We start from the raw sequence: 26,906 nt of genomic DNA, 5'->3' as shown, positions 1-26,906 counted from the left end.
ATCTTTAAATAGAGTACATGCCTTCCGGTGTAATGCGCTTAAAGAACTGCTTCGTACGATCCTCCTTTGGCGAGACAAATATATCGCTCGGCTTGCCTTCCTCCACAATTACACCCTCATCCATGAATACGACATGGTTCGAAACTTCTTGCACGAACCCCATCTCATGAGTGACAATAATCATTGTTATGCCTTCCTTCGCGATCTTCCGAATAACACCAAGTACTTCGCCAACCAGTTCAGGATCTAGTGCGGACGTCGGCTCATCGAAAAGAATGACTTCCGGGTTCAGCGCCAGCGCCCTCGCTATGCCGACGCGCTGTTGCTGACCACCAGATAATTGACTCGGATAGGCGTCCAGCTTGTTGCCGAGACCTACCTTTTCCAAGAGCTCGATGCTCCGGCGTCGCGCCTCCTCCTTCAACACCTTCTGGACAACGACAAGACCTTCCATCACGTTCTCAAGCGTAGTCTTATGGCGGAACAGATTGTATTGCTGGAACACCATTGCCGTCTTCCCACGCAGCATGTGAATGTCCTTCTTGGAAGGACTTTTGCAGTTCACTGTAAGTTCGTCGATTGTAATTTCACCGTCATTCGGCCGTTCCAAATAATTAATACAGCGCAGCAGCGTAGTTTTACCGGAGCCGCTCGGGCCGAGGATCGTCACAACATGCCCCTTCTCAACGACCAGATTTACGCCTTTCAGCACCGCTTGCCGTCCGAATGACTTTGTTATGTTTTTAAGCTTGATCATGCGACACCTCCGCGATTATAGACGTTGATCCGTTTCTCTAGCACACCAGATAACCGTTCGATAAGCACGGTCAGTCCCCAGAACAAGATAGCTGCCCCTAAATAAGATTCTAAGAAATTCCAGTTTGTCGAAGCGATGATCTGAGCCTTGGCGTTGATGTCGACAACAGAAACCGTGAAGGCAATTGTCGAGCCGTGCAGAGCTCCGATCAACGAATTCGTCAAATTTGGCAAGCTGACTACAAAAGCCTGTGGGAGTACGATGCGACGTAATGCTTGGTATGTCGTCATACCCACGGCGTAAGCTGCTTCGATCTGTCCACGGTTCACAGCCAGTATTCCAGAGCGAACCACTTCAGATAGATAGGCACCAAACGTAATCGAAAAGGAAAGATAGGCAAAGCCGATCATCGGAATGGATGCTGCACGGAACGCTATGCCAAGTGATTCTGACAGTCCATTAACGAGCATCGGAAGCCCGTAATAAATGAGAAGCAAGTGCGTCAACATCGGCGTGCCGCGAATAACGGTCACGTATGTACTTGCAACTTGATTCAAAACTGGCACCCGGTAAATGCGAATTAAAGCGATGGCCGTGCCAATAAGCAAACCGAAAACCATCGACACAAGTGTCAGTTTCAGCGTTGTAGGCACTGCGCTCAGCAGTTGAATGAATGCGGTCCAAATAAATGAAGGGTCCAGATTCATTTGCCCGTACCTCCTTTGTTAAGCGAAGCATTAGGTGTAAGAAGACGAAGCAGCCACGATTTTCCGTCTTTGACTGTCTGTGAAGTTGAAAGCGGCCGTTCGTATCGGAGCATGCGGTGCTCGACGTACCGGAACGCCCATTCAAGCAGTAGGCTAATGATCAAGTAAATGACCGCTAGTGCAATATAGGACTCTATATAATGCTGGGCTACCTTCCCGAGCGATTGCGCCTTCGCCGTCAGTTCCATTACACCGAGCGTAAATGCGAGCGACGTATCCTTCAGTGTTCCTATCGTTACGTTTGCAAAAATCGGTAAGGAGATAGCCAGTGCCTGCGGCAACACGATCCGCGAGAATACCTGATATCCCGTCATTCCGATCGTATATCCGGCTTCGATCTGTCCCCGATCCACGGAGGTGACCGCTGCTCGAATAGCCTCCGAAATAAATGCCCCGGCGTTCAGTCCATATGTCGCAATGACAAAATAGAGCACGGGTGCCCGAGAAAGATCAATACCTTGAAATTTCAATACTTCCGGCAGCCCGTAGTAAAACAAAAACAGCTGAATCAGTATGGGTGTGCCTCGAAAAAAGGAAGTGTACAGTTGAGACAACTGCTGTAGTACGGGAATGCGGTATATTCGAGCTAGGGCGGCGAGTAACCCGACGCCCAAACCTACGAACAAGGAACCTGCAACGATCAACAAGGATATGCGAATAAAGGGAAGCAGTTTAATTACATATTCGAACACAAACGAAATATCGAAAGTCAAAACAATTCACCCTCTCAAGCAAGCGGAAATATTACAAAAGCTGACCACAAATCCCATCCCAGCTTGCCCTTCTTTAGCTGTGGGAGTGTCATTCCACCGTTGTAAAGTCTTGACCGAGCCATTGCTTGCTTAGGGCGCTCAGTGTGCCATCGCCTTTGATTTCAAGTAGCGCTTTATCAATAGCATCGGCCAGTGCCTGCTTTTCGGGATCATTCTGTGCGAACAAGAACAGGATTTCCGCCTTACTAAGCGGTTCTCCGACTGCCTTTAATTTGCCTTGCGGATCAATTAGGGACAAGGAGAAGTCGGCAGTGAGCGTTCCATATACCCGCCCCGAGGCGATTTGCTCTGCGGTATCATTTGCAGCGCCGCTCGTGTACACGAGATTTATCGCATCGTTATGATCCTTATTGTATTTCAGAAGTATTTGCTCAGCTGCACTGGAAGGGTATGTAAGAAACTTCTTGCCTTTGATATCGTCCAGCGATTTGATAGGGTCATTGTTGTCCTTTGCTACGACAATTTTATTTTGCCAATAAGCGTAGGGCACTTTGTTGAACAAATACTTCTCTTCACGCTCCGGGGTTTTCTCGATTTCTTGAGCGATCATGTCAATCTTCTTCGTATCCAAGCTAAGAAGCAGGCTCGGTAGCGAATCGAGCACATTAAATTCAAATTCATATTCCGGGAGACGCTTATCGATCTCGCGGACTAGCTCAATGTCATAGCCGGTTAACTTACCATCCTTATCGTAAAAGAGCACTTGTGGGAAACTACTTGTCGTACCGACAATAACTTTTTTAACTTTGATTGGCTTCTCCAAGTTTGCCGAAGCAGATTCAATTAAAGGCGATTCTTTAGCAGCGTTAGAAGACTCGTTGTTTTTGTTGCCGCAGCCGGAGATTATAAGCACTAGTACTAAAGCTATAGACAAAGCCAAGTTTTTTTTCATTTCTTTACCCCTTTATCCTTTTGTTATAAACTCATAATTCGCATAGATATAGTAAGAATAAAAACAAAAATGTACAACTCGTGAGGAGCAGATCGGCAACACTTCTCCTGCATTCTTACATTTGATAGGCATCTTTTGGTCTTTTCCTCAACTAGTGGACAACTGACAGCTTACAGTAATAACCAATGCAATTCCTCCTTCAAGAATATTCCTACAGGTTTAGTCAAAATAAATACAAGATTCAATCTAGCACTTTACTACATCCACGTCTAATCAAGGTTTTTAAATCGGATATTAACATCCTTCATCCTTCACTTGTATCTACTCATTAGCACAGCATTATTCTGTTGCCCTGCTCCAGCTCAAATTTGATGTTGGCTGTGTAATTGGAAGTTCGACTTTTTTCTAAAGAAGAGAATAATAAAAAAACGAGCCTCTAGAATTGATTCTAAGGCTCGTTTGCGTATCAGGAGACATATGTTCGTCCCCATAATATTAGTTTTTTAAAGGCTACTTTTTCAGTGGTCTCTACTATCTACTTCCTAAGGTTGCAGTAACAGCAGTAGCCGGCTCCATCGATTGGTTAAGTTAGTGACTCATTAATCTTTCACATGACTGTTTTACATAATCAATAAATTGTTTAACTGCTGGTGATAGATGTTGAGAAGTTCGCCACTGCAGCCCTACCTCCCAATTCCAATGCTTTTCTTGAATGGGAATCCAGGACAATCCCTCTAACCGCATTCCTGCCGTTCTAGGCACCAGTGAAACACCGAGGCCTGCAGCAACAAAGCCTGTGACAGTAGTCAAATCCTCTGCTTCATAAATTTGAGTTAGCTCCGCATCAGATCGGATAATGCAGGATTCAAGCAAAAGCTTTAGACCGCAACTGCTTTTCAGTCCGATATAGTTCTCATTCTTCAGCTCATGAATACTGAGAGATGATGCGCCAGCAAGTCTATGATTGTTGGAAACGATAATGTAGAGCGGAGCCGTTTCTAAAGTTATCCAGCGATATTCCTCGGACGTCGGCCTTAAAGAAGTGATACTCAGATCGCACCTGCCTTGGTTTAACGCCTCATTAATAAGCTCATGGTTACCCTGCTCCAACTCAAATTTGATTTTGGGATAGATATTCTGATAATTTCTCACCAGTTTAGGTACAAGATCAGCTCCCAAAATATTGAGAAAGGCCATGCTAATAAGGCCCGTCTCAGGGTTCGTCCATTCTTCCAACGTTTTTTTGCCGTGCTCCAACTCCCGTAAAGCCCGCTCCACATTCTGGGAAAACAAACTGCCATATCTACTCAGTTGAACATTCCTGCCTTTTCGCTCAAACAATGGAACGCCGAGCTCAGTCTCCAGTTTGGAGATAGCTTGGCTAAGCGCCGGTTGCGTAATGGATAGAGCCTGAGCCGCCCTTGTCATGTGTTGATAACGTGCCACTGTAAGAAAATATTCCAGTTGAGTTAACTCCATAATCTCCCCCGCATATTCGAAATTCATAATTATTATTTATTATTTTTATTATAATTATCAATTAGACGTTATGAATCGTCAATGATAAAGTTAAGCCCAGATTTATTTAGCTTTTCTTGCCCTTTGCCCTATTCATCCCATTCTAATGGCTATCATCATAAAAGGAGAGATTACTATGAAAGCATATGTTGTAAAAGATGGACTTGGAATTGATTATTTGAAAGAAGTTGATCTTCAAATTCCTACTCCAGGGAAAGGCGAAGTTCTTATCCGTATGAAAGCAATATCCCTTAATGCAAGAGATATCCCTGCACTTCATGGTTATTTTAATAATCAGTCGATGGCTCCTTTCATTCCGGGATCAGATGGAGCCGGGGAGGTTTTTGCTTTAGGAGATGGCGCAGACAAATTTCAAATCGGTGATCGCGTTGCCGGAATTTTTAATCAAAAATGGATTACTGGAGAAATGTTATCTGAGTACAATGATGGTGAACTTGGTGGATCATTAGATGGAATGCTTGCCGAATATGTTGTATTACCCCAAGAGGGATTAGTTCGAATTCCTGAGCATTTATCTTACGTGGAAGCAGCCTCATTACCTTGCGCCGCAGTTACAGCCTGGCATGCAGTAGTTGAAGACGGCAAGGTTAAGGCTGGAGATACTGTCGTTATTCAAGGTACCGGTGGTGTATCCTTATTTGCAATGCAATTTGCAAAAATATCAGGTGCTAACGTTATTATTACTTCAAGCAGCGATGTTAAACTTGAGAAAGCCAAGGCTTTAGGTGCAAATTATTCCATTAACTATAAAACAAACCCTGATTGGGAGAAAGCCGTTTTGGAGTATACAAACAATCGTGGCGCTGATCTGATTATAGAAGTTAGCGGTTCAACCTTAAATCGTTCAATTGAAGCGGTAAGACCCAATGGACAAATTAATCTAATTGGTGCTCTATCGGGCAAAGAAGTTGAGAATCTGGCACTGTTGCCTATTTTCACAAGAAAAGTACGTATCCATGGCGTTAGAACGGGTAATCGTGAAATGTTCGAGGCGATGAACCGTGCTATTGAACATAATGTCCTTCGACCTGTTATTGACCGTGTATTCCCATTCGCAGAGGCAATTGATGCTTTTAAATTTTTAGAAAATGGAGATTATTTCGGCAAGATTTGTATCTCTTTCGACTGAGAATTAAACTTTTTCTTTATGAATGCTACAAATAGAATTTCAGGAGGCACTTATGAGTAAAAAACTAGCCGTAATCGTTGGTGCAGGACCAGGTGTTGGAAACCACGTTGCTAAAAAATTCGGATTAAACGGCTTCCGCGTTATTCTTATCTCTCGTAGCTTGAACTCTTTGAACACATATGTTGATGCTCTAAGATCTGAAGGGATTGAAGCATATGGTATAACTGCCGATGCTGGGTGTGTTGAATCACTGGAAAAAGCGTTTGATCAGATCAAACAAACTTACGGTGTTACCGATGTGTTGGTCTACAATGCTGTTACCCTTGTTGTTGGTAAACCAACCACGTTGACTCCAGAAACACTGTTAAACAATCTAAGTGTTGATGTAGCTGGTGCATTAACAAGTGCATTGCAAGTAATTCCGGATCAACGAAAACGAAAAGAAGGAACTATTCTGTTTACAGGTGGCAGCATTGCTTTGCACCCATCTCCAGATTATTCTTCTTTATCTATTGGAAAAGCAGCCATGCGAAATCTGGCCCTAACTTTAGCTGCCGAATTGGCACCGGAAGGCATTTTTGTAGGTACAGTTACGATTTCAGGTGTCGTTCAAGCTGGGACTGATTTTGATCCAGAACGAATCGCAAATGTATACTGGGACCTATTCGAAAAACGTGATCAATATGAGGTAATCTATTAATTCATAATTAATAATGGATTTCCCCAAAAATAGAAAGAGGAAACTATATGCAGCAGAAGACTGTTCTGATTACCGGAGCAAACAAAGGGATCGGGTACGAAACAGCAAAACAGTTGGGTGCGTTAGGCTTCACGATATTGGTTGGTGCACGCAGCGACGAGAGAGGCAAGGAAGCTGCAGCGAAACTGGAAAGTGAAGGTATTATCGCTTCCAACATTGTATTGGACGTGACGGATCAAGCAACGATTGATGCTGCATTCCGTACAATAGATGAACAATTCGGATCACTGGATGTGTTGATCAATAATGCGGGAGTTTTATTAGAACAGGGAACTTTTCCAAGCCAGCTTGAGCTATCCGATCTGAAAGCAACCTTCGAGACAAACTATTTCGGTATGTTTGCTGTAACGAAAGCAATGATTCCTTTGCTGACTAAATCGTTGGCCGGCAGAGTAGTCAATGTTTCTAGCGGCGTCGGCTCATTGACGTTATTGAACGATGCTGCGTCCCAATTTGCTGATTTTCATTTACTTGCCTACTCAAGCTCCAAGGCGGCAGTAAATGTATTAACATTAATGTTTGCAAAAGAATTTAAAAATACGCCCTTGAAATTCAACGCGGTCGAACCTGGCCCTACGTCCACTGATTTAACCGGAAACGCTGGTTTTCGTTCGGCGGACCAAGCCGCCAAAATTATCGTTGATCTAGCCACGATTTCTGAAGAGGGGCCGACCGGTGGTTACTTCGATGAATACGGCAAGCTACCTTGGTAAGCCGAGTCGATAGGTTTAGATGAATATAAAATCAGCAAAGGAACCAGATTCTTGTCCTGAGAAAAGGATAAGAACCTGGTTCCTTTGCTTATAAATGCAGTAACCTGCTAAACAAATTACCCATACCAATCCCAGTGATGAGTTCTGGAATAGCGGGTACTGGAAAATATTAAAGGAGGTTCCGGCTCGCATCATACGGCCTATCTATATCGGAGAAGGTTGGTTCGATCATCATCTCTCCAGCGCCTTACAAACCTATGAAGCGCTCTCTCCTGAGAGCAGGATGCATAGTGTAGTCAAGATTGGGCCATGGAATCATTTCTTCAATCCATGTGTTGAGGGCAAGGAATGCTTGAACATGAATCACAGTGATATACAGTCGGCCTTTATCTGGTTTGACAACATTTTGCGAAAAAAACAATGGCCTGAAGGCAAAGTGCATTATTATGAAATTGGTGGAAACCAGTGGCTGGAGGCACCCTCTTATCCCTTCCCTAGCGATAAAACGTTAACTTACTACTTCTCCGCCGCTGCTAAGCAACAGGACAAATCATACGGACTTATAACCTTAGAGGAAGAACACGGCTCGGAATTGTCGTATATTTATGATCCCGAGAAGCCGATCCTCTCTCATGGCTCCGAATCGCTGCTTAAGACAACCAAAGAAATCGGAAGCCTTAAGCAACCGGAATGCGGTTGGCGTGACGATGTTATTAGCTTCTTGTCTGAGCCGCTCCCAGAAGAGATCCGGGTCCTTGGCTCCATTAAAATTAAATTACAGGTATCATCCACTGCTGAGGATATTTGCTTTACGGCAAAGGTGATAGAAGTTCGTCCTGACGGAGAAGCGTACAATATTCGCAAGGGGATTACGACACAGGCTTACAGAAACAGCCAGACTCCTTCACGGATGACCTATACTCCGCAGACGAAGGTAGAAGCTGTCATTGATCTATGGGATATTACCTGGAAATTCAGCACGGGCTCACGGATTCGTATCGATATCGCTTCCTCAGACTTTCCTCAATATTCGATCCACACCAATTATCCGGGTGTATGGTCAGAGCAGGTGGAGTCTAAAATTGCGGAGCAGACCCTTTATGTCGGTGGCCAGTCATCCCAAGTGATTATTCCCATCAGTTAATGCCTTTCCTATTGTAGTGCAGTAAGTTTCTCCTGACTTTTTCTACAAACGGTAATAATGGAGGATGCTAACGGAGGCGCGAACTCAATTTGGATAGACGATTGTTCGTGTTGCAAGTGTTAATACTCGATAATTGATAGTCTTGTCTATATGCGCTCATTGATTTTCAGCAACAACTTCATTAAGACTTGCTTCTCCTCCTCGGTAAGGACTTGAACGATTTCTTCTTCGACCTTTTGGAATGAGTCTTGAAAGTCATTAATCAGTTCAATCCCTTTTGGCATAACATATATATTTTTTTGCCGTTCATTATTGGCCGGGATTTTGCGCTCAATAAACCCTTTTTGTTCAAGACCTTGAAGCATGCTTGTAATGCTGGCCCCACGTAGATGAAACCGATCTGCAAGGTCTTTTTGAATAATCTGATTATCTTGATTTTGGTATATATAATCAATTACTTTTCCTTGCTGAGCGTTTAAACCGAACTCTTTTATACTCTCGTCCGCTCTCTTTTTTAACTTAAGACCGATAATCTGAAATAAATCCAAATAAGGCGAATCCTTTCGGGATTGCATGATCGTCCCTCCTATAATTGTTAGCAATCTAATTGTAAGTAACAAAACTATACAGGGGATCCTATAGGCTTGTCAAATGAATATTAGTTTATTGACAGTTAGGTAACTAACAGTTACGATTCAAATTGATAAAACAAATCACTTGGAGGAATTTAAATGGAAAAGGCAATTCAAAATACCGTGTTAGAACAAGTCACTGCGATTACAAATGTACGCATCTTTAATGGAGATCAAATTATTGCGCCTAGACATATTGTCATTAAAGGGGAATCTATTATTTCAGTGGGCGGAGACATCCCTGCCGATGCAACAATTATCGATGGAAACAATGGGACTCTGATTCCTGGTCTGATTGATGCACATGTGCACACTTCAATCGGGGGGTTACGAGATGCCTTAAAATTCGGCGTTACAACAGAACTTGAAATGAACGGAGATTTTACTAGAAGAGGACGCGAGATTCAGTTGAAAAATGTGAATGATGTTGCAGACGTTCTTTCTGCTGGTACAGCTATCACTGCTCCGGGCGGACATCCCGATGAATTATTGCCGGATGGAGATGAGATACCTGAATTCATTCTAAAAGAACTAGAGAAGTTATCCGAGGAAGATCGGCAAGCGATGCTGGCTGGATACGCTCACGATCACGAAGAAATCCCGCAAGTGACGACGCTGGAGGAAGCAATTAAACACGTGCGTACCCAAGTGGAGAATGGTGCCGACTATATTAAAATCATGATTGAAGAAGGAACAGTCATGGGTGCACCTGGTCTTCCTCTCCTAAGCGACGAGATTTTAAAAACAGCTGTGACAGAAGCTCACAAATGGGATAAGCTGGTCATTGCCCACGTCTTGACAGCTCTTTCATCGAAAGAAGCCATCGATTTTGGAGTCGACGGTTTGGGACACTTGTTTATCGATAGACCTGATAATACGTCCGAATTAGTGAAATCCATAGCAGAATCAGGCGCTTTTGTTATACCGTGCTTGGTCTTGAATTCATCGATTATTGGGAATCCGGCAGCGGAATTGGCGAATGATCCACGTGTTCATTCCAAATTAAGTCCCGATTGGATCGATATTTTGAACTCAAATTTCAATACGTTCCCCCAGGGAAATATGGAAAACAGCTTTAAGAATGTAATGGACCTTCACCGTGCCGGAGTTGATATTCTGGTAGGGACAGATGTTGCACCGGTTCCCGTTCCAAACCTTGGCGGCCTTGCTCATGGAGCCAGTGTCCACCATGAGATGCAATTACTGGTGAAGGCCGGGTTTACCCCGATTGAGGCGCTCCAGTCGGCTACCGCGAAACCTGCCCGTTGCTTTGGACTTAGTGATCGCGGCCGCATTACCGAAGGTTCACGCGCTGACCTTATATTAGTAAAGGGGGACCCGACAACTAACATCTCGAATTCCTTGTCAATTGAATCCGTGTGGTTCAAAGGTGTGCAACAATTATGTTATTGAGAGTCGATTTCCAATATCCGGCCTCCTCTTAAAAGACCATATAAAAATATTGGTTTGTATTTGTAAACGAATATAAAAGATCAGCGTTACCACTTTATAGGGTAACGCTGATCTTTTATATATTCTTAATCGGGCTCCTCCAGCTTATGGCCATACGTTGCGCCAGAGAGGTGTTAGAGGTTCGCATGGAAACGCAACGCCTTATCCGCAATCTCTCGAACTGGAGCGTCTACTCCTTAGGTTGCGAACACTGTCATTGCTGATTACAATCCATGATATTAGGAATTCAACCACTCTTCAGCCTCTTCAACACTTTCGAAGGATTCAAAGACAGTTTTGATGTCGTCAAATGCTACTGAGGAAGCAACAACGCGCTTCATGCTCATTTTTCCGAGGGTCTTCTCTGGCATAATGATAGCTACAAATTTGATACCAGAATCCTGAACACGTTGATTATGTACGGTGCTGATCCATTTTTGATCTTCTTGACTGATGACGCTGAGTTTGCGATTGTCAGAAATCATCCGTTGTGCTCCCTTTTCTTGCTGAAGCTCCATAGCTTTATCACAGATGGCACGTAGTTGGTCACTATGTACATAAGTGTTGAATTCAACATGAACCGCCTTAGCTTTCTCATTCCATGAGACCGTAGCACTATCTGTTTTGAAAACTGTTGTCATAATGTTAATAACCTCCGATGTGTGTGTATGTTTTCTTTATAACCTGTTTCTGCATGATGAAAAAAATGTTAGTACTGGAACAGGAGGCTTACGTTCTGCCAGCCTGCACCAACTGTCCACAGGATAATATAGTCGCCACGAGAAACTTTACCAGTTTCAATAGCCTCGTACAGAGCGGTGAAGGGACTGTTAGTTGCTGTATACCCGTATTTGTCGCCTATGTATAGAGCTTTATCCTTATCAATGCCCAAACCTTCGACAACACCTTCGATGTTGCCAGGAGCGAATTGAGATAAATAGTAACTAGCTATATCATCTTTTGTCAGTCCATTACGCTCGAGCAACCTTTCGATTGAAGACACAGCGATTTTCACAGGTGCGCTGGTATCGAACGTTTTAAACTTCATCCGGGGACCCTCCTCAGGTTTACCCCAACTGGAAAGCCCATTTGCAGGGAATAGCGCATTATCAATTACAGATGTGTCTGTTTGATACTCAGAATCGATAAACCCGGTTCCTTCTGCTCGCTCAACAATAACAGCAAGTGCGGAATCAGCAAAGTTACTATCGAAGATAGGTTCCCCAAAACTATGAGTTGAAATGTAGTCGGCTCCTACAACCAGTACACGATTAATATAGTTATTAGCGATGATATTTCTACTTGCTTGTTCGACGGCAACAAGAATGCCAGAGCAGTTACCGTTCAAGTCGAAGCAGGATGTTGTAAGCTTACCACCGATAGCTGCATGAATCTTAAGAGCATTTGTAGGAATAAGATACTCAGGAGTTTGAGATACGAAAAGAATCATATCAATATCTTCAGCAAGGAGCCCTGCCTTATCCAGAGCAGATTTAGCAGCAATAATAGCCATAGTTACAGCATTCTCATCTTCATTATCAACAATATATCGAACATCTTTACCGAGAGCTTTAATTAGTCCTCGAACATCGACACCTAAAGCATCGTAACGGTCGATATAGTACTGATTATCAACCTTATGATCGGGCTGATAGAAAGCAACAGTGTTAATTTTGACCCCTTTAGCAATAGTTTGAATTCCTTTGTTATTATCGTGAGCTTCAGTCATTTTCGAATTCCTCCTGATGGTATATCATTCCTATTTATATAATAATATACAATTGAGATGATAATGAAGAAGTATTGCGGGGGCAAGTTCACGTTTTTGGTTGTCGACAAATGATGCATTCTACAGAGAGCTGTTCATCAATACAGATCATATATTAAATTTTCATTTGTTTATTTATGGAATCCCTCCTTTATACTAGGATATCGTTTTTGTAATTATTCGTCAATTACTTCATGTGATTAAATAAACCCGTGAAATGCGTTTTTTTGTCCGGCAAATAAAAAAAGTACCACATAGAATGAATACACTCTAATGTGGCACTTTTTATTATTATCACAGTACTTATAGGTTTATGGAGTTGTAACACCTGCGTGTAGCATATTGTCTTAATATTCATCTAAGTATTTTTTGAGAAATAATCCTTTAAATTATTCCACACTTCTTCAGTTACAAACCTTTACTTTTGTGTGTTTTTCACGCTCACTACACCCATCCGGTTTCATTCCTCCGGCATACGATAATCCATATATTAGATATATGGAGATGAGCAAATGACAAATCCAATGGATGTGTTAATCCAAGCGATTGAGACAGGAGCTTTGAAGAAGGAATTCAAATGAAACCCTATCATGTCGTCTGGAAGGGACCTGCACACAAAGCAAGTGGTCTTGGCCGTGCCACAAGAGCGTATGCCCAATCACTAAAGCGGCAGGGCATATCCGTTAGTATAGGAGCACCAAGCCATCGCAAAAACGGTGCCCAAGGCAAAAAGGTGCTGATCTATCACCACATTCCCAGCAGCATTCAATGGAAAAAAGAGCGCAGCATATATGATCTCATAATTTTGAATACCGTTTGGGAAACAAGCAAGCTCCCCAAGGGCTGGCTTCCACATATGAACAAATTTGATGCCGTTTGCGTACCCTCTAGGCATAATAAAAGAACACTAAGGAACAGCGGCGTGAAAGTCCCGATTTTTATCATTCCTCATGGCGTAAATACAAAGGAGTTTCATCCGAACAATAAGAAGATGTCTTTGCCGGGTACGGCAGGCAGGTTTACGTTCGTGTCCGTATTTGGCTTCCAGCATCGCAAAAATCCGGAGGGCCTGCTACGGGCATATTGGGAAGAGTTTTCCTCTAAAGATAACGTCGTGCTTGTGATCAAAACAAACGGATATGCGGCACATGAGAACGAAAGATGGATCCAGGCGAAAATATCGCAATACAAAAAAAGACTGGGTATTCAAAAAGATACGGCCCCCGTTATCATTATCGGCCGAAAGCTTAGCGAAAGCCAGCTAAAAGGGTTGTATACGCTCGGCGATGTTTTCGTCCTCCCGACTCGTGGCGAGGGGGTTGGATTGCCTTTTCTAGAAGCGCTTGCGAGCGGCGTACCGGTCATCACTACAAGTTGGGGCGGGCAAATGGATTTTCTTACTCCTAGCAACTCGTTCCTGATTCCATACCAGCTTCGGAGCCCGTCAAGCAGCATGAACAGAGCCATCTCGAAAAAATTTAGCAACCTGTTCGCGCAAAAGGGACAACTATGGGCGGAGCCGAATCTGGGCAGCTTAAAAAAACTCATGAGGAAAGCGTACCAAAATCCCGGACTTTGCAAACAAAAAGGACGCCAAGGCAGAAAGGATATGCTTCAGTTATCTTGGAACCGGGCAGGGGCATTAATGAAGCAAGCGATTGAAGAAGTCATTCGATCCAAGAAATAAGCTTTCGGTAAAAACTATTTGAGATTCAACGTAATCAGGTAATTGTATTTGGCAGCGTGTTTAAGCTCATCCAATATGATACCGTACACCGTATCTTTATAGATCCCAGCAGGCAATCCAAACCAGATGTTACGGTATCGCTCTACCGCTTCCAACTCCCCCATCAAAGCGCGCTGTAGACCTTCTGTATAGGAGTGCACCTTTTCATATTGTTCATTACTGATGCCTGAAATTTCTTGTCCCGTCAAAGCCCGATACATCTCTCTGAACATTTTATTGTGGCCACGCTCATCGTTACGAATGCTTTCGATGATGGCCACCTGTTCTTTTGTGGGAGCCAGGTTGATCAATTCATCGTAGAACAGCTCATCGTTACGCTCGCCTTGTACCGCTTCCTTTATCATTTGTACTGCTTCCGGAAATCCTGTGTTCCAGATCGGTACAAATTCGGCTCGCATATAGTATGAAATTCCCCAGTAAGAAGGTATTTGATACAAGTTTGTCTCCTCCAAACGTTAGTTTATAGAAAGTATATGAGCATCTGCCCATGTCTGTTCCTAACATTCAGAAAAGTTGCTTGTATCTAGTCATATTAAAAGCGAGCCATCAATCGTGTCCCTTCGGGGGATTAACTAAAGTTCCGTTTACCTTCACCCCGATACCGTTATCGTAGACCATTTTGCCGCCATAATATCCCGTACCCAAAACTAATGCGCATGACGCGACGGCAAACGCTAGATAAATGACAAGAGAGAATTTGACAAAGGATTGTTTGCCTCGAAGCATCATGAATAACCTAATCACTACGAGAATGGTGGTAAGCCATGCTGTGACATCCGCTAGCGTACTATGGATCTCCAAGAGTGAAGTATTGCCACGAGCATCTTCTTCGGGCCCAGTAGCCACAGATAGCCATGCGGATAAAGCGGCTATAATCCAAATCCATATCCCCTGATTAAGTGGTAGTGCGCGCCGGCGGATAGATATGGTCAAATCATACAGCAAGCCGATGGTAATCAGTACGATCGGAAAGTGGACAAGAATAGGATGCATGTGATTCAGAATATCATTCATCAATTGATCTCCCCCTTGATTTTCTGGTCTTAATATTGTTCAAAATCAAACCGTCATTCGGCGCTGATTTGTCTCCGGAGAACGTGTCTTCACGGCTCCTTTCGATGAGAAGCGTACCCGGAGCAAATGATATAGATTGCCGGCGAATAGACCGATAAACAGATACATCAGTCCGCCGTAAAACCCGTAGACGGCAGTGCCGACCACAGCGGCAAGCATTCCGAACACGATTTGCCCCACGGGCTTGGCTGGTGAAGTCGGAGGATCCGTCAGCATGAAGAAACTGAAGAACAAGGTTGCGTTAATGAACGGCGACCGGAGTGCGTCGAAGGCGTCGCCAATATGGAAGTACGCCATAGCCAGCAATATCGCGAACGTCGTCATGAGGAATGCGAACACCTGCGGATACTTATTTACGCGATTGATTACGACGTATCCGCCGATCAGCAGCAGTGGCATATACCAGCCGGAAAGGTCACCAAAGGCTCCCCACCAGCTTTGTTCCGTGTGAAAGATCGGAATGGACAGGAACAGTCCAAAAGCCGCTGGATTAAAAATGGTTTTTTTCTTATAAATGAGCAAATGCTTAGAGATGATCGCAAGAGCTGCAGTACTCGCAATAATGGTCCAAACAGTATTCGTGCTTAAAATCAGAGCAACGATCAGTCCCGTAATGGCTGCGCCGTCCGGCAGTATGCGTTTCCGCTTTTTGATGAGTGAAAAAAAGAGGTCAACAACAACTGCAGTACCAACCGCGATTGCTACATTTTCGAGGCTGCTTATGTTGTGCGACACTAAGGAAATGACCAAAAGGCATAAAGTGATGGCAATAAGAACATAAGCTTTGGGTGATTTGATCCATTGACTCGCTTTCATGTTAAATTCCTCCGATCCTCAAGATTTGTGAATTCGAGTCCAAGATCAAGCCTTGCAGATCGGCCTCGGTGATTAATGCAACCCCTTCTTCCCCACCCATCGCAAACGCCGCTGTAGAAAAAGCGTCCGCCATCATGGCGTAAGGAGCGATCACACTGCAACTAATCCATTCGTTCGGCGATCTCCCTGTCGCGGGGTGAACGATATGATGCTCACCCTCGAGCGTCTCACTTCTTCTTTCATAGCTACCAGATGTACACACCGCGGCGCCGGAAATGTAGAGCGATTGCAAGAGGCCGTTTACCTTCATCGGGTCACGTATGCCGATTGTCCAGTTATCGCCTTGTTCGTCCGTCCCGCCTGCATACAAATCACCGCCCGCGTTCACTACGAATCCGGTACAACCGATGAGTTCGCTTGCCGCCAAGTCGATGGCAAAGCCTTTGGCGGTAGCGCCTAGATCCAGAATGAGCGGTTTATGCAAACATATGGTGCGGTTCACTTCGTCTAACTCGATATCTCTATAAGTGGCGGAGTCGTCAGCATCGCTGTTCATCCTCTTGCCAGTCAAATAATGGCGGTTGAACCCCCTCTTCTCTAGTAGCACACCGATGGAGGGATCGAATGAACCATCCGTCCATTTTGCCATCTCCAGCGCGAATCTGAGAGGTTCAAACAAATAAGGGCTAACTATCGTCGCTTTCCCAGCCCTGCGACATGCTTGCATCAATTCACTTTGAGGATTGAAACGACTACACGCTTGTTCAACCTGCCGAAAGGCATCAAACGCCCTTCCGATCTGAAAATCGAGTTCTTCCCCCGTCATCGTGTCTTCGCTGTGAGCTTCGATTTGGACAACCGTGTCCATGTATAATTTAGTTTTTTTCATCGGAGCTCCCTCAAGATCGAAGCGCCAGGTTCAACGCATCCTGCACGGCGTCCGAGAACGCACGAGTGCTGTAGGTCGCACCGGAGACGTTTTTTACGTCTGCGGTTTGAATTCGCAGTACCTCATTCGGCATTCCGGCAATATCATCGATCGTATAGTGCATAGCGAAGTCACTAATCTCGACATCCGTAATTTGGTCGTTCGTGATGGCGACCTTTACCTGAATCGTGCCGCGACGATTGCTCCCGGTTCCGGTATAGGTTCCGTCGTTATACTTTGAGGATATCGGGCTTGATACCGAATTGCTATTAGCCGCCTGGACATGGGGAATCGGAGACGTCAACTCGTTCGGCTTTTCGGCCTCTGTCGTCCAATAACCAGCGGTATAGACAGCAACAATGGCCGTCGAACACAACGCCACCCACTTTTTGTTCATTTTCGCCATCGTTTGGCCTCCTTCGGGTAAGGTTTCTTATCTTCACTTTGATCACTTTAGGACATATTATAAAGATGCAAGCTTAAAGTTTTTTTAAAAAACAAGACGTAAACTAATACTTGAAAATAAGATTTTAAGGGAGCTGACAAAAGGTATGCGAGTTCTCGCGGTGGAAGACGATCCATCCTTGCTCGGCGCAATCCGCAGTATTTTCGAAAGCGAATCGTTCCAGACCGACACGGCGGAAACGGGTGACGACGGCTATTTCCTGGCGCAGCAGGAAATTTATGATTTAATTGTGCTCGATGTCATGCTGCCAGGTATGGACGGCATCGAAATCGTTAGAAAGCTGCGCAGCGATGGTCAGACGGTTCCGATCATCCTGCTCACGGCCAAAGACGCGGTCAAAGACCGAGTGGTAGGATTAGATGCCGGCGCAGACGACTATATCACGAAGCCGTTCGCTGTCGAGGAGCTTCTGGCGCGCTCGAGATCCGTTCTGCGGCGACGCGGTACGATCAGGTCTGAGGGAGATTTGGTTTACGGCCAGTACCGTCTTTCGCCGGCTACGCGTGAGGCTTTTATCGGACAAACGCCGCTCTCCCTTACGTCTACCGAATACGAGTTGTTGGAATTTATGGTTTGCAACAAAGACCGAATTCTTACGCGTGAGCAAATATTTGATAGGATATGGGGATTCGATTCGAATGCCGGCATCTCGGCGGTTGACGTTTACATACATCACCTACGCAAAAAACTGGCCGTCACCGGATCCGAGCAGTGTGTACGAACGATACGGGGAATTGGGTTCATGCTAAAAGGAGAACATGATGTTCAATAACGTCCGCATTAGGTTAGTTGTACTGAATGCCGCTGTGCTCTTCCTCATCCTAGTTGTGCTCAGTTCCGTCCTCTATTTGCACATGCGATATAGATTGTATTCGGAAACGGACGAGATGCTACGGAATGCGGCCAAGCAGGTCGATTCCGCTCGCGACGCGTCAGCGATTCTAAGGCAGAACCATCCCCTTTTGGAGCAAGATGACCGACTAACCTACATTTTCCGGGATGCCGAAGGACGAATTGAAGGTCAGTCGCCGTCTCATGTTTTCACACAAGCCCAGATCGACCGTCTTTTCTATCGTAAAGGTTCGTTTTCTTATGAAACGCTTGATGTCGGAGGGAAACATTACCGCGTTTATCTTGCACCAGTTCCGCAAGCACCTTGGGGAGAGATCGAATCGCTCGCAGTTCTCACCAGTCTCGAGGACGATGAGAGCACACTCCATTCCCTGCTGTTGGACATCATCACCGGTGTTTGCTCTGGCGTGCTCATCTCGATTGTCGCTGGTTTTTTCCTTGCAGGTCGAGCATGGATACCGATCCGTAAAGCCTGGGACAAGCAGCAACAATTCGTTGCAGACGCGTCGCACGAGCTCCGAACGCCGGTTTCGATCATTCGCGCGCATACTGAGCTGCTGCTCCACCATCCCGGTCATTCGATTGAAAGGGAAAGCGACAATATTGCCGTTATTCTGAAAGAAAGCAAACGCATGGGCAAGTTGCTCGAAGATTTGTTGACGCTAGCCCGGTCCGATTCCAAGCAACTTGAGCTGCAATGCTCCTTGCTGTCGCTGGATACCATATTGTTGGATTTGACGAAGCAATTCCGTCTGCTCGCAGTTACTAAAGAAATTGACATTGATGTGACGCTTCAGGAGCAGTTGCAGTTTTGGGGAGATGAAAGTCGTATCCGCCAACTGCTTGTCATCCTTCTAGATAATGCGTTGAAATATACACCATCTAACGGAAAAATTGAAGTAACTGGCAAAGCTTCCGCTCATCACATATCGGTTGTTGTTTTAGATACAGGCAGAGGTATACCGAAGGAAGAGATCCCCTATCTGTTCGATCGCTTTTACCGCGGAGACAAGTCGCGTTCCCGAATCGACGGAGGAACCGGTCTTGGACTTTCTATTGCCAAATGGATCGTTGATGCCCACGGTGGAACGATTCGTATCGAATCCAGTTCCGGTATGGGTACGCGTTTCGAATTACATTTTCCTCGCAAGAAAAAGGCAGTCTTGTAAAAATACAAGGCTGCCATGCTGGTTTTGATAGATTCATTTGCCTAACCAAGGTTGGCTTGCTCCGGATACCCAACTTCCGCTGCAATGCACTCGTGGTCGACAGGGTCCCCCCGGACTTTGACATACGTGTACGTCCCCCGTCTCGTCTTCCAAGCCTTCAAGATTTCGATCCCCTAATGCTAGCCATTCATCTACCCACTTTTGTCATCTGTTTATTTTATATTGATCACTAGAAAAAGTGGCGGATATTGCCTATGACACGCAAACAAATAGGTATCCGCACAGTCCTGAGTAAAGTCTGTAGCGTATGTATGTGAATAAAGGAGGCCGGTCAATTCTTAGATAGAAGCGAATACTTTATCACTTACAAAATGATCCAAGTGACTTCTGCAAAGTAATTGGAGGTAGAACGTGTGAAGAAGGTAAAATATAGAATGGGGAAATTGGGAAAGCACGAATTCATGAAGAAGTATAAATTGATAAGCGTATTCTTGCCAGACACCCGAAAAGCAACTTTGTCTAACATTAAAATAATGCTGAGATTGTATAAATCAGTTTTCTTAAAACCCGATGAGGGAACAGGCGGTCATGGGATATATAAAATCACTAAAGGCAAAAGTAGTCTTATTTTGCATACCGGTTCGAATTCACGTATGTTTAGCTCATTAAATGACTTATATACACGAATTCAAAGAATTCTAATTAAGGATAAATATATTGTTCAACAAGGAATTGAACTGTTAAAACACAATGATCGTCCGTTCGATATTAGAGTTATGGTACAAAAGAATGGAAAAGGAACATTGGAGGTTACGGGGATTATTGGAAGACAAGCGAAGCGTAATAAAATAGTAACCAATTATCATTCTGGAGGAACTCCCTTACCTATAGATACCTTACTCAAATCACATTTGAAGGACGAATCAAGGAAGCAGTACATTCATAGAATGGAGAGACTAGGGAAAGATGCAAGCATTGTTCTTGGTAAAAAATATAGAAGTAAACGAGCATTCGGAGTTGATATAGCCATTGATAATAAAATGAACCCCTGGGTCTTAGAGATTAATACCCAGCCTGACAAGAGCATCTTTAATACCTTGAAGAACAAAACGATGTACAACAGGATACTAAGGTACTCGAAAAATAAAGGATGAGGATTTAGATCATCATCTAATCCATAATCGGAACAAGTCCTTGACTTGGGATAAGAACTTGTTCCGATAACGATTGCCATTGCCAATCATAAAGGCCGCCGATTGATTGTGGCATACGGCAGCCCTTCTGTATGATGTTACGGGTTCATTAATAGGTCCATCTGCGACGAACATCTTCCGCCTCTTTAACCATCCTCTGGATCAGCTCAGAAACTTCCGGTACATCATGAATCAAGCCAACGGATTGACCAGCCCAGCCGAAACCCTCTTCTTGAATGCCTTCATAAATCCAGCGCTTATTCGTTTCTCCGCTGATATAAGGCTTGAGTGCCTCATAGTCATTCGTTTCACTTTCAATCTCCAAAATCTTGTCGGTTAAAGGGGTTCTCAGCACCCTAGCAGGAAAACCGATGGAACGTTTGATAACAACGGTATCTGCTGAAGACGCCTTGACTAAAGCATTTTGATAGGAAGAGGAAGCTTGCACACATTCCCGAGTGGCAATAAACCGAGTTCCCATTACAATTCCTTCCGCTCCTAGGGCCAGGGCAGCCATCCAGCCTCGACCATCGCCAATACCGCCTGCAGCGACAACGGGGATTCGTACAGCATCCACTACCTGGGGAACAAGAACCATCGTCCCGACTTCATCACGCCCTAAATGCCCTCCCCCCTCATGCCCGACAACGATTACTGCGGATGCGCCAAGCTGTTCGGCTTTTTGAGCCTGTGTGCGTGACGAGACTAATACGAGCGTTGTTAGATTTGCTGACTGCAGTAGAGGGAGAAATGGTGCAGGATTACCACCTGTAAGGGTAACCGCCGAAACGTTTTCCTCCATAGCAATTCGAAGCCGCTCCTCAATGTCGCCGGGATGCATACCGATGGCAAAATTGACGCCAAAAGGCTTGTCAGTCAGAGTGCGAGTGCGTCTGATTTCCTTTCGCAAGGCATCAGCATCTGGAAGACTCATGGCGGTAACTTGGCCAAATCCTCCGCTATTGGAGACAGCAGCCGCAAGATCAGAATAAGCTAAATAAGCAAGCCCGCCTTGAATAATCGGAAACTTGATTTGAAGCAAATCAGTCAACCGTGTACTCCAATTCATTGTGATTCCTCCTGATGATTCCATGCTGCAAAGAAAGCCTCTGCTCCATTGACGGTCATGACAGGCTGCGGCTTCTGCCAGCGGGTTACTTGAGAACCGTTAACTCCAAAGACCTCTCCGGTCAGATTCGGATCCTGCTGCTGCAAAAGCACGCTCACAAACCGAGCGATATCCTCCGCTTCGCCAACCTGCCAGAATGCCGGTAACGGCTCGTTGCGTTTAGCGTGTTTTTCTTTTAAATATTCAATAACCGGGCGTGTCATATCAGTCAAGGCCGCAGGAGCAACCGCATTGATCCGTATCTGCTCTCGTCGTAGCTCCTCTGCGAGTGTCCACACCATCCCGAGCATACCAGCTTTCGATGCGCTATAATTGACTTGACCCACAGAGCCCATTAATCCCGCTGTTGAAGTCATCAGCAGAATGTCACCCCCATGTGGCTTCATGAAAGGGAGGGCTCGCTGAATACTGTAGAAGGCCCCACTCAAATGAACATCCAGAACGGATGTCCATTCTTGATCTGTCATCTGCTCGCATTTGCGATCTTGCAAGTGACCCGCATTATGAATCAAGACATCTATGGCACCAAAACGTGCCGCAACAGCCTCCATCATCACCGTCACCGCTGTAGGGTCCGCAACATTCGCACAGTAACCCTCGGCTACACCTCCCGCTTGACGAATGGCCTCCACGACAGAGCTTATCCGCTCTTCATGTAAACCATTAACCGCAACCTGATAGCCGCCGCGCCCGAGCTCCATTGCGATGCTGCGACCAATCCCCCTGCTTGCTCCGGTAACCAATACTGTTCTCATGGTGAGCAGATCCCCTCCTTCACGGAGAAAACACCTGTAGCGATGACTTCCCCCTTTTCTTCTTCTACCGTAATCGTGACCTGAATTTCATCGTTACAAGCTTCATATCCAAAGTATGCCATTGTATTCTGAATGAGCGGCTTGTGAAACTTCATGCAATAGGACTGAATCCAATGGGTGGGATGTTCTGCCAAATAGATAGACTGTGCCAGTCCCATCAGATACATCCCATGGGCAATCGGAGCTTGATGCCCGGCTTGTTTTGCTGCTTCGTCCTGAAGGTGAATCGGTGCCCGATCTCCGGTGAGATCTGCATACTTCCGAATGGCTGTTGCCGTAATTCGTTTTCTCAACATTTGTTTTCTCATCATTGGTCACCTACTGAGATCAACACAGTTTCCACGGTAACGATATGTTTACCAGCGCATGTACAGGTCAGAGCATGTGTGTAAAAAACCATAATGCCCTGACGACCGTGCTTTTTCTCCACCTTGGTTAAAGATAGATCGCAATCCAATTCCATGCCTGCTGTCAGCGGCGCCTCATAATGAAATTGTTGTTTCCCGTGAATCAGCGGTCCAGGCATATCCAGCCATGGGGCGTCAGATATTTTCCAGAATGTGATCGGCATGGTAGAGGGTGCGATCAAAACGCCGCCCATCCGTTGCAAGGGTGCTTCAATGCAGTTTGCATATTGAACAATAGCATCCTCAGTAAGATGAACCTGGAATCGAATGCTGTTCATTTGGCCGCCTCCACTAATACGGCAAGCCCCATTCCTCCGCCAATCCCTAATGTAGCGATCCCCCGCTTAAAGGGATTTTGCAGCATCTCAGCGAAAAGGCGAGTCATCAGAATAGCGCCCGATGCTCCATAAGGATGTCCTAACGCTAGCGCCCCACCTCCAGGATTAACCTTGTCCTGCGGAATTTGCAGCTCTCCCAGCGACGCTAGAACTTGGGAAGCAAAAGCTTCATTGAATTCTACAAGGTCCAAATCGGTGATTCTGAGCTGCTGGCGGCTTAGCAAGTTATGTACAGCTGGGACAGGTCCAATCCCTAAATAATGGGGATCGACACCAGCGGTCTGTGCATCTACGAAGCGTAATACAGGTCGCAGGTTGAGCTGTTCGCACTTTTCTCGTGACATGAGCAGTACAAGAGCAGCTCCATCATTCATGGGACATGCATTGCCGGCGGTTACGGTGCCCTCTTCCATAAAGACAGGCGTTAACTTTTGCAGTTTCTCCATGCTGGTATCCGGCCTTGGACATTCATCTTCTGTAACCCAGTGGCCGTTCACTTGAAGAGGCACAATTTCCTGCAGAAATCTGCCTGTTTGTTGTGCGTGAACGGCCTTCTGATGACTTTTCAAGGCGTACAGGTCTTGATCTTCTCTGGAAATTCCGTATTTACGGGCAACATTCTCTGCTGCCACGCCCATATCAGGATCACCATAACTACTTGGTGTAAAAGGAGCTCGTGTATACAGCCGAGGTGTACCTGTAAGCACTTCAGGCTTGAACATTTTCCACGGTGCCCGGCTTGTACTCTCAACCCCGCCCGCCAGGTAAACTTCTCCGGCCCCACTCTGAATAAAACGGGCAGCGAGATGAATAGCTTCCAGTCCCGAACCGCATTGGCGGTCAATCGTCAGACCCGGCACTGTAACGGGAAGCCCTGCTTCCAGAGCAGTAACCCGTGCAATATTCCCCCCAGGTCCTACAACATTACCGAGGATCACGTCATCAATCCACTCCGGGGGCACTTGTGTCTCTGCAATGATATGGCGAATTAACGGTGCTATCAAAAGCTCAGGCTCCAGCGTACTGAATTGACCGCCAATTTTCCCTATAGGCGTACGTTTAGCCATGACCATTACAACCTCTGTCATTTCATCACCTCTTTCACATATTCTTTCATCTGCTGACGCGCTATTTTACCGCTGCTTGTATAGATGAATTGATCCACGGTAATGAGCTGCTTGGGAGCCTTGTAGTTGGCCAAATAGCCCCGACAGTGTTCCTTCACTTCATTCAGGCTTAAGCGTTGATCTTCACGCCATTGAACAACTGCGGTTACCTTATCCCCCCAGTGCTCGTCCGGCATTCCCAATACCATAACCTCCTGAACAGCGGGAAGCTGCTGCAATACCGTCTCCACTTCTTCAGGAAAAACATTCAGGCCGCCGCTGACCATCTTATTTTGAGAACGACCTGCCAAATATAAATACCCGTCAAGATCGACTGACATGTAATCCCCAGTCATAAGCCATCCCTCTCGAAATACCGCTGAAGTCTCTTCGCTTAACTGATAATACCCCAAGAACATCATACTGCTTCGAACGTAAAGCTGGCCCACCTCTCCGGTAGGAACCTCCTGAAAATGATCATCGCGAATCGATATTTCAACACCAGGAAAAGTCCGCCCCACAGAGTCAGGTCTCTTCGCCTCATTAATGTCCATGTAGCTGATATAACTCGCCTCAGAAGAGCCATAGTATTCATACAGCTTGGACGGTCCAAACACTTCCTGACACTGTTGCTTCGACTGCTCTGACCACTTTCCGCCTCCGCTGATGAGGGCTTGGATAGACGTTCTTCGGGAATCAGCCTGTTGCAGAAGAGATTCAATCATCGTTGGGACGACAAACAAGATCATATCAGGAACAGCCATACATAGCTCCAGCACCTTATTCGCTTGAAACTGCTCGACGAGATGAAAGGTCGCACCGAAGTAAAGGCTTTGCATCAAGGCAAACAACGACAACGAGTTCACAAGGGGTCCAGGGGCCATACAATGCTGCATATCGAGTTGGAATGCTTCCTTCGCGGCTTCAAAGCTTGTTAGCCAAGAGAGCGGAGTTCGCATATATCCCTTCGGAACACCTGTAGTTCCTGAAGTAAAGCCGATGAACAGCAATTCATTACTGGCGTTCAGTTCTGCTCCCGGCGGGAAAGAGGCTACCCATTGATCATAAGTCCCCGAGTTATCTTGAGATAAAGTAATGATTTCAACTTGACCAGCTTGCCCGCTAGACAAATGAATATGTTGAGCATAAGAATCTTCTGTAAAAATAATATCCGGTTCACATTGCCGTAACACGGCGTTTGTTTCATTAGAACTCCACTTGGGATCCAAAGGTAAAGGTACATACCCGGCGTAGACAGCCCCTAGAAAAATCTCCACAAACTCCACTCGATTGCCAGTCAAGATCGCTACTTTCCGGTTGCTATGACCGTGTCGCTTCAGACCATTAGCAATTCTCTGGACCCGCTCTGCCAATGCCGAATAGGTAAGACTGCCCCGGTCGTGGCTGATGGCAACCCGATCGGGTATTCGTGAAGAATGACTTAGTAGAAAAGTTAGTAGATTCATTACAATTTTCACCTACTTAAAGAAATTTACCTTACGAGCTCTCGCACCGTACCTTCAATAAAGCCTAATGGAATTGGCGGAATTACACTTGGCTACTTTTCGCCATGAGTTCTGATATTATGGATGCAGATGCATTATATTCTTCTTGATTCATAATTGTCAACCCGTAACAAATGAAAGGTTTACAATAGAATCCACCTCTTTATATACATGAACGTGCTTTTTTGAAATAAAAAAAGCCGCTATAATAGCGACTTTCAATTTTCTATTGCAATGCTTTACGTCTCTCCTAACATTTCCTACAAACGCTAATAATAGATGAAGATGACGGAGAGAACGGCGTTTTATTCCAGTCAGCATATTGATGTTCGACACGAAAGCCGTGACGAGTTAATAAAGAATGCAGCGTATCCTGATCCGTGAAACGACAAGCAATTCTGGAAGTTGTTCGCTTATACCCCCAATCACGCATCGTGACCCAATGCATGATATGCTGGGTAGCATCGTAACATTGTGTGCCTGATACCTTGACGTAATTCCCATCCTTATCAATAAATGCTCCCCATTCTGTCTCCCCTTGATCGGATAAATCCGTTCCCTCCGGATTGCGGGTCTCGAATGCAAAAATACTATGGGGTTGTAAATGCTTGTGAACGGTCGTGAGCAAATCGATCTGATCTTGATCACTTAAAAATGCCTGGAATGCATTACCAGTCAAATAAATCATCGAAAATCGCTTGTCTGATTTGAACGTACGGGCATCGCCTTCCATAAAAGTAACAGTCAACCCTTCTGACTTCAAACGCGCATATGCGAGCATCGTTGAAGAGATATCTACACCGGTCATCGTTATGCCGGCTTTCGACAGGGGTATCGTTGTTAAACCAGTACCACAAGCAAGTTCTAATACTTCTCCAGGACTCGATCTAGCAAGCTCAAGATAGAACTGATATTTGTCTATTTCACCGTCAAATTCAAGATCGTAATTTACCGGATCTTGATATTCTTCGAGATTGCTATGTTCAATCAACGCGATTCCCACTTTCATTTCTTGTTATAACGTTATAATTTTAT

The 26,906-nt window shown here is 45.2% G+C and carries 29 protein-coding genes; 9 read left to right on the top strand and 20 right to left on the bottom strand.

Going from position 1 to position 26,906, the window contains the following annotated elements:
* Window positions 1-4: 4 nt before the first annotated feature.
* The 5 genes from ACFORK_RS10090 to ACFORK_RS10070 all read right to left on the bottom strand — a co-directional run bounded on the left by ACFORK_RS10090 (window position 5) and on the right by ACFORK_RS10070 (window position 4,668).
* Window positions 5-757: an amino acid ABC transporter ATP-binding protein gene (locus ACFORK_RS10090; protein ID WP_379198239.1), complete on the bottom strand. Its 753-nt coding sequence runs from the start codon at window positions 755-757 to the stop codon at window positions 5-7.
* Window positions 754-1,464 carry an amino acid ABC transporter permease gene (locus ACFORK_RS10085; protein ID WP_379198237.1) on the bottom strand — a complete coding sequence of 237 codons (711 nt, stop codon included), beginning with the start codon at window positions 1,462-1,464 and terminating at the stop codon, window positions 754-756. Before ACFORK_RS10085 ends, ACFORK_RS10090 begins: the two co-directional genes overlap by 4 nt.
* The gene (locus ACFORK_RS10080; RefSeq protein ID WP_379198235.1) at window positions 1,461-2,216 is read right to left on the bottom strand and encodes an amino acid ABC transporter permease; all 756 of its coding nucleotides are present in this window, start codon (window positions 2,214-2,216) and stop codon (window positions 1,461-1,463) included. Before ACFORK_RS10080 ends, ACFORK_RS10085 begins: the two co-directional genes overlap by 4 nt.
* Before the next feature lie 109 nt (window positions 2,217-2,325).
* A complete protein-coding gene (locus ACFORK_RS10075; RefSeq protein WP_379198233.1) occupies window positions 2,326-3,189 on the bottom strand; it encodes a transporter substrate-binding domain-containing protein in 864 nt (287 codons plus the stop codon).
* Window positions 3,190-3,777: 588 nt separating this feature from the next.
* Window positions 3,778-4,668, bottom strand: coding sequence for a LysR family transcriptional regulator (locus ACFORK_RS10070; protein ID WP_379198231.1), 891 nt, complete (start codon window positions 4,666-4,668; stop codon window positions 3,778-3,780).
* A gap of 175 nt (window positions 4,669-4,843) precedes the next feature.
* Here ACFORK_RS10070 and ACFORK_RS10065 point away from each other — a divergent pair, with 175 nt between their 5' ends.
* The 4 genes from ACFORK_RS10065 to ACFORK_RS10050 all read left to right on the top strand — a co-directional run bounded on the left by ACFORK_RS10065 (window position 4,844) and on the right by ACFORK_RS10050 (window position 8,474).
* Window positions 4,844-5,857 carry a zinc-dependent alcohol dehydrogenase family protein gene (locus ACFORK_RS10065; protein ID WP_379198229.1) on the top strand — a complete coding sequence of 338 codons (1,014 nt, stop codon included), beginning with the start codon at window positions 4,844-4,846 and terminating at the stop codon, window positions 5,855-5,857.
* A 52-nt stretch (window positions 5,858-5,909) separates the two neighbouring features.
* A complete protein-coding gene (locus tag ACFORK_RS10060; protein ID WP_379198227.1) occupies window positions 5,910-6,557 on the top strand; it encodes an SDR family NAD(P)-dependent oxidoreductase in 648 nt (215 codons plus the stop codon).
* A gap of 47 nt (window positions 6,558-6,604) precedes the next feature.
* Window positions 6,605-7,330, top strand: coding sequence for an SDR family oxidoreductase (locus tag ACFORK_RS10055; RefSeq protein WP_379198225.1), 726 nt, complete (start codon window positions 6,605-6,607; stop codon window positions 7,328-7,330).
* Window positions 7,331-7,445: 115 nt separating this feature from the next.
* Complete coding sequence (locus ACFORK_RS10050; protein WP_379198602.1) at window positions 7,446-8,474, top strand: CocE/NonD family hydrolase; 1,029 nt, start codon at window positions 7,446-7,448, stop codon at window positions 8,472-8,474.
* A 146-nt stretch (window positions 8,475-8,620) separates the two neighbouring features.
* Here ACFORK_RS10050 and ACFORK_RS10045 read toward each other — a convergent pair whose 3' ends face one another.
* Entirely contained in the window at window positions 8,621-9,049 is a 429-nt protein-coding gene (locus ACFORK_RS10045; RefSeq protein ID WP_379198223.1) for a MarR family winged helix-turn-helix transcriptional regulator, read from the bottom strand.
* Window positions 9,050-9,205: 156 nt separating this feature from the next.
* Between ACFORK_RS10045 and ACFORK_RS10040 the strand changes: the two genes are divergently transcribed.
* Window positions 9,206-10,519: an amidohydrolase family protein gene (locus ACFORK_RS10040; RefSeq protein ID WP_379198221.1), complete on the top strand. Its 1,314-nt coding sequence runs from the start codon at window positions 9,206-9,208 to the stop codon at window positions 10,517-10,519.
* A 278-nt stretch (window positions 10,520-10,797) separates the two neighbouring features.
* Here ACFORK_RS10040 and ACFORK_RS10035 read toward each other — a convergent pair whose 3' ends face one another.
* Both ACFORK_RS10035 and ACFORK_RS10030 read right to left on the bottom strand, forming a co-directional pair.
* On the bottom strand, window positions 10,798-11,199 hold the full coding sequence (locus ACFORK_RS10035) for a hypothetical protein (protein WP_379198219.1): 402 nt from the start codon (window positions 11,197-11,199) through the stop codon (window positions 10,798-10,800).
* A 68-nt stretch (window positions 11,200-11,267) separates the two neighbouring features.
* The gene (locus ACFORK_RS10030) at window positions 11,268-12,287 is read right to left on the bottom strand and encodes a 3-oxoacyl-[acyl-carrier-protein] synthase III C-terminal domain-containing protein (RefSeq protein WP_379198217.1); all 1,020 of its coding nucleotides are present in this window, start codon (window positions 12,285-12,287) and stop codon (window positions 11,268-11,270) included.
* A gap of 616 nt (window positions 12,288-12,903) precedes the next feature.
* Between ACFORK_RS10030 and ACFORK_RS10025 the strand changes: the two genes are divergently transcribed.
* On the top strand, window positions 12,904-14,013 hold the full coding sequence (locus ACFORK_RS10025; protein WP_379198215.1) for a glycosyltransferase family 4 protein: 1,110 nt from the start codon (window positions 12,904-12,906) through the stop codon (window positions 14,011-14,013).
* 14 nt (window positions 14,014-14,027) lie between these two features.
* Here the strand turns inward: ACFORK_RS10025 and ACFORK_RS10020 are convergent, their stop codons facing one another.
* From ACFORK_RS10020 to ACFORK_RS10000, 5 genes are all read right to left on the bottom strand, one after another.
* Window positions 14,028-14,471: a ferritin-like domain-containing protein gene (locus ACFORK_RS10020; protein WP_379198600.1), complete on the bottom strand. Its 444-nt coding sequence runs from the start codon at window positions 14,469-14,471 to the stop codon at window positions 14,028-14,030.
* A 148-nt stretch (window positions 14,472-14,619) separates the two neighbouring features.
* Window positions 14,620-15,087 (bottom strand): DUF2231 domain-containing protein, encoded by a 468-nt coding sequence (locus ACFORK_RS10015; protein ID WP_379198598.1) that lies wholly within the window; start codon window positions 15,085-15,087, stop codon window positions 14,620-14,622.
* Between the two features lie 45 nt (window positions 15,088-15,132).
* Window positions 15,133-15,963 carry an RnfABCDGE type electron transport complex subunit D gene (locus tag ACFORK_RS10010; protein WP_379198213.1) on the bottom strand — a complete coding sequence of 277 codons (831 nt, stop codon included), beginning with the start codon at window positions 15,961-15,963 and terminating at the stop codon, window positions 15,133-15,135.
* 1 nt (window position 15,964) lies between these two features.
* On the bottom strand, window positions 15,965-16,789 hold the full coding sequence (locus tag ACFORK_RS10005) for an FAD:protein FMN transferase (protein ID WP_379198596.1): 825 nt from the start codon (window positions 16,787-16,789) through the stop codon (window positions 15,965-15,967).
* 73 nt (window positions 16,790-16,862) lie between these two features.
* Window positions 16,863-17,297 (bottom strand): FMN-binding protein, encoded by a 435-nt coding sequence (locus tag ACFORK_RS10000; protein WP_379198211.1) that lies wholly within the window; start codon window positions 17,295-17,297, stop codon window positions 16,863-16,865.
* Between the two features lie 145 nt (window positions 17,298-17,442).
* Here ACFORK_RS10000 and ACFORK_RS09995 point away from each other — a divergent pair, with 145 nt between their 5' ends.
* From ACFORK_RS09995 to ACFORK_RS09985, 3 genes are all read left to right on the top strand, one after another.
* Window positions 17,443-18,129 (top strand): response regulator transcription factor, encoded by a 687-nt coding sequence (locus tag ACFORK_RS09995; protein WP_379198209.1) that lies wholly within the window; start codon window positions 17,443-17,445, stop codon window positions 18,127-18,129.
* The gene (locus ACFORK_RS09990; protein WP_379198207.1) at window positions 18,119-19,378 is read left to right on the top strand and encodes a sensor histidine kinase; all 1,260 of its coding nucleotides are present in this window, start codon (window positions 18,119-18,121) and stop codon (window positions 19,376-19,378) included. Before ACFORK_RS09995 ends, ACFORK_RS09990 begins: the two co-directional genes overlap by 11 nt.
* A 413-nt stretch (window positions 19,379-19,791) precedes the next feature.
* Window positions 19,792-20,532, top strand: a complete 741-nt coding sequence (locus ACFORK_RS09985) for a YheC/YheD family protein (RefSeq protein WP_379198205.1) — start codon at window positions 19,792-19,794, stop codon at window positions 20,530-20,532.
* Between the two features lie 148 nt (window positions 20,533-20,680).
* Here the strand turns inward: ACFORK_RS09985 and ACFORK_RS09980 are convergent, their stop codons facing one another.
* The 7 genes from ACFORK_RS09980 to ACFORK_RS09950 form a co-directional block, all read right to left on the bottom strand.
* Window positions 20,681-21,640 carry an NAD(P)H-dependent flavin oxidoreductase gene (locus ACFORK_RS09980; protein ID WP_379198203.1) on the bottom strand — a complete coding sequence of 320 codons (960 nt, stop codon included), beginning with the start codon at window positions 21,638-21,640 and terminating at the stop codon, window positions 20,681-20,683.
* The gene (locus ACFORK_RS09975) at window positions 21,637-22,455 is read right to left on the bottom strand and encodes an SDR family NAD(P)-dependent oxidoreductase (RefSeq protein WP_379198201.1); all 819 of its coding nucleotides are present in this window, start codon (window positions 22,453-22,455) and stop codon (window positions 21,637-21,639) included. Before ACFORK_RS09975 ends, ACFORK_RS09980 begins: the two co-directional genes overlap by 4 nt.
* Window positions 22,452-22,823 carry a MaoC family dehydratase gene (locus ACFORK_RS09970; RefSeq protein ID WP_379198199.1) on the bottom strand — a complete coding sequence of 124 codons (372 nt, stop codon included), beginning with the start codon at window positions 22,821-22,823 and terminating at the stop codon, window positions 22,452-22,454. The genes ACFORK_RS09975 and ACFORK_RS09970 overlap by 4 nt, the downstream gene beginning before the upstream one ends.
* Window positions 22,823-23,200: an FAS1-like dehydratase domain-containing protein gene (locus ACFORK_RS09965; protein ID WP_379198197.1), complete on the bottom strand. Its 378-nt coding sequence runs from the start codon at window positions 23,198-23,200 to the stop codon at window positions 22,823-22,825. The genes ACFORK_RS09970 and ACFORK_RS09965 overlap by 1 nt, the downstream gene beginning before the upstream one ends.
* The gene (locus tag ACFORK_RS09960; protein WP_379198195.1) at window positions 23,197-24,348 is read right to left on the bottom strand and encodes a thiolase family protein; all 1,152 of its coding nucleotides are present in this window, start codon (window positions 24,346-24,348) and stop codon (window positions 23,197-23,199) included. The genes ACFORK_RS09965 and ACFORK_RS09960 overlap by 4 nt, the downstream gene beginning before the upstream one ends.
* Window positions 24,345-25,832 carry an AMP-binding protein gene (locus ACFORK_RS09955; RefSeq protein WP_379198193.1) on the bottom strand — a complete coding sequence of 496 codons (1,488 nt, stop codon included), beginning with the start codon at window positions 25,830-25,832 and terminating at the stop codon, window positions 24,345-24,347. The genes ACFORK_RS09960 and ACFORK_RS09955 overlap by 4 nt, the downstream gene beginning before the upstream one ends.
* A 289-nt stretch (window positions 25,833-26,121) precedes the next feature.
* Window positions 26,122-26,880: a class I SAM-dependent DNA methyltransferase gene (locus ACFORK_RS09950; protein ID WP_379198191.1), complete on the bottom strand. Its 759-nt coding sequence runs from the start codon at window positions 26,878-26,880 to the stop codon at window positions 26,122-26,124.
* Between the last annotated feature and the right edge of the window lie 26 nt (window positions 26,881-26,906).

Source organism: Paenibacillus sp. GCM10012306 (assembly GCF_042649265.1).
Classification (GTDB): Bacteria; Bacillota; Bacilli; order Paenibacillales; family Paenibacillaceae; genus Paenibacillus_AQ.
The sequence above is the reverse complement of the archived record's forward strand: the minus strand, read 5'-3'. Positions and strand labels throughout refer to the sequence as shown.

Excerpts from the sequence above, each read along its gene's own strand:
- ACFORK_RS10090 (WP_379198239.1), bottom strand. The coding sequence starts at position 757 with ATGATCAAGCTTAAAAACATAACAAAGTCATTCGGACGGCAAGCGGTG.
- ACFORK_RS10085 (WP_379198237.1), bottom strand. The coding sequence starts at position 1,464 with ATGAATCTGGACCCTTCATTTATTTGGACCGCATTCATTCAACTGCTG.
- ACFORK_RS10075 (WP_379198233.1), bottom strand. The coding sequence starts at position 3,189 with ATGAAAAAAAACTTGGCTTTGTCTATAGCTTTAGTACTAGTGCTTATA.
- ACFORK_RS10070 (WP_379198231.1), bottom strand. The coding sequence starts at position 4,668 with ATGGAGTTAACTCAACTGGAATATTTTCTTACAGTGGCACGTTATCAA.
- ACFORK_RS10065 (WP_379198229.1), top strand. The coding sequence starts at position 4,844 with ATGAAAGCATATGTTGTAAAAGATGGACTTGGAATTGATTATTTGAAA.
- ACFORK_RS10060 (WP_379198227.1), top strand. The coding sequence starts at position 5,910 with ATGAGTAAAAAACTAGCCGTAATCGTTGGTGCAGGACCAGGTGTTGGA.
- ACFORK_RS10055 (WP_379198225.1), top strand. The coding sequence starts at position 6,605 with ATGCAGCAGAAGACTGTTCTGATTACCGGAGCAAACAAAGGGATCGGG.
- ACFORK_RS10045 (WP_379198223.1), bottom strand. The coding sequence starts at position 9,049 with ATGCAATCCCGAAAGGATTCGCCTTATTTGGATTTATTTCAGATTATC.
- ACFORK_RS10040 (WP_379198221.1), top strand. The coding sequence starts at position 9,206 with ATGGAAAAGGCAATTCAAAATACCGTGTTAGAACAAGTCACTGCGATT.
- ACFORK_RS10035 (WP_379198219.1), bottom strand. The coding sequence starts at position 11,199 with ATGACAACAGTTTTCAAAACAGATAGTGCTACGGTCTCATGGAATGAG.
- ACFORK_RS10030 (WP_379198217.1), bottom strand. The coding sequence starts at position 12,287 with ATGACTGAAGCTCACGATAATAACAAAGGAATTCAAACTATTGCTAAA.
- ACFORK_RS10025 (WP_379198215.1), top strand. The coding sequence starts at position 12,904 with ATGAAACCCTATCATGTCGTCTGGAAGGGACCTGCACACAAAGCAAGT.
- ACFORK_RS10020 (WP_379198600.1), bottom strand. The coding sequence starts at position 14,471 with ATGCGAGCCGAATTTGTACCGATCTGGAACACAGGATTTCCGGAAGCA.
- ACFORK_RS10015 (WP_379198598.1), bottom strand. The coding sequence starts at position 15,087 with ATGAATGATATTCTGAATCACATGCATCCTATTCTTGTCCACTTTCCG.
- ACFORK_RS10010 (WP_379198213.1), bottom strand. The coding sequence starts at position 15,963 with ATGAAAGCGAGTCAATGGATCAAATCACCCAAAGCTTATGTTCTTATT.
- ACFORK_RS10005 (WP_379198596.1), bottom strand. The coding sequence starts at position 16,789 with ATGACGGGGGAAGAACTCGATTTTCAGATCGGAAGGGCGTTTGATGCC.
- ACFORK_RS10000 (WP_379198211.1), bottom strand. The coding sequence starts at position 17,297 with ATGGCGAAAATGAACAAAAAGTGGGTGGCGTTGTGTTCGACGGCCATT.
- ACFORK_RS09995 (WP_379198209.1), top strand. The coding sequence starts at position 17,443 with ATGCGAGTTCTCGCGGTGGAAGACGATCCATCCTTGCTCGGCGCAATC.
- ACFORK_RS09990 (WP_379198207.1), top strand. The coding sequence starts at position 18,119 with ATGTTCAATAACGTCCGCATTAGGTTAGTTGTACTGAATGCCGCTGTG.
- ACFORK_RS09980 (WP_379198203.1), bottom strand. The coding sequence starts at position 21,640 with ATGAATTGGAGTACACGGTTGACTGATTTGCTTCAAATCAAGTTTCCG.
- ACFORK_RS09975 (WP_379198201.1), bottom strand. The coding sequence starts at position 22,455 with ATGAGAACAGTATTGGTTACCGGAGCAAGCAGGGGGATTGGTCGCAGC.
- ACFORK_RS09970 (WP_379198199.1), bottom strand. The coding sequence starts at position 22,823 with ATGAGAAAACAAATGTTGAGAAAACGAATTACGGCAACAGCCATTCGG.
- ACFORK_RS09965 (WP_379198197.1), bottom strand. The coding sequence starts at position 23,200 with ATGAACAGCATTCGATTCCAGGTTCATCTTACTGAGGATGCTATTGTT.
- ACFORK_RS09960 (WP_379198195.1), bottom strand. The coding sequence starts at position 24,348 with ATGACAGAGGTTGTAATGGTCATGGCTAAACGTACGCCTATAGGGAAA.
- ACFORK_RS09955 (WP_379198193.1), bottom strand. The coding sequence starts at position 25,832 with ATGAATCTACTAACTTTTCTACTAAGTCATTCTTCACGAATACCCGAT.
- ACFORK_RS09950 (WP_379198191.1), bottom strand. The coding sequence starts at position 26,880 with ATGAAAGTGGGAATCGCGTTGATTGAACATAGCAATCTCGAAGAATAT.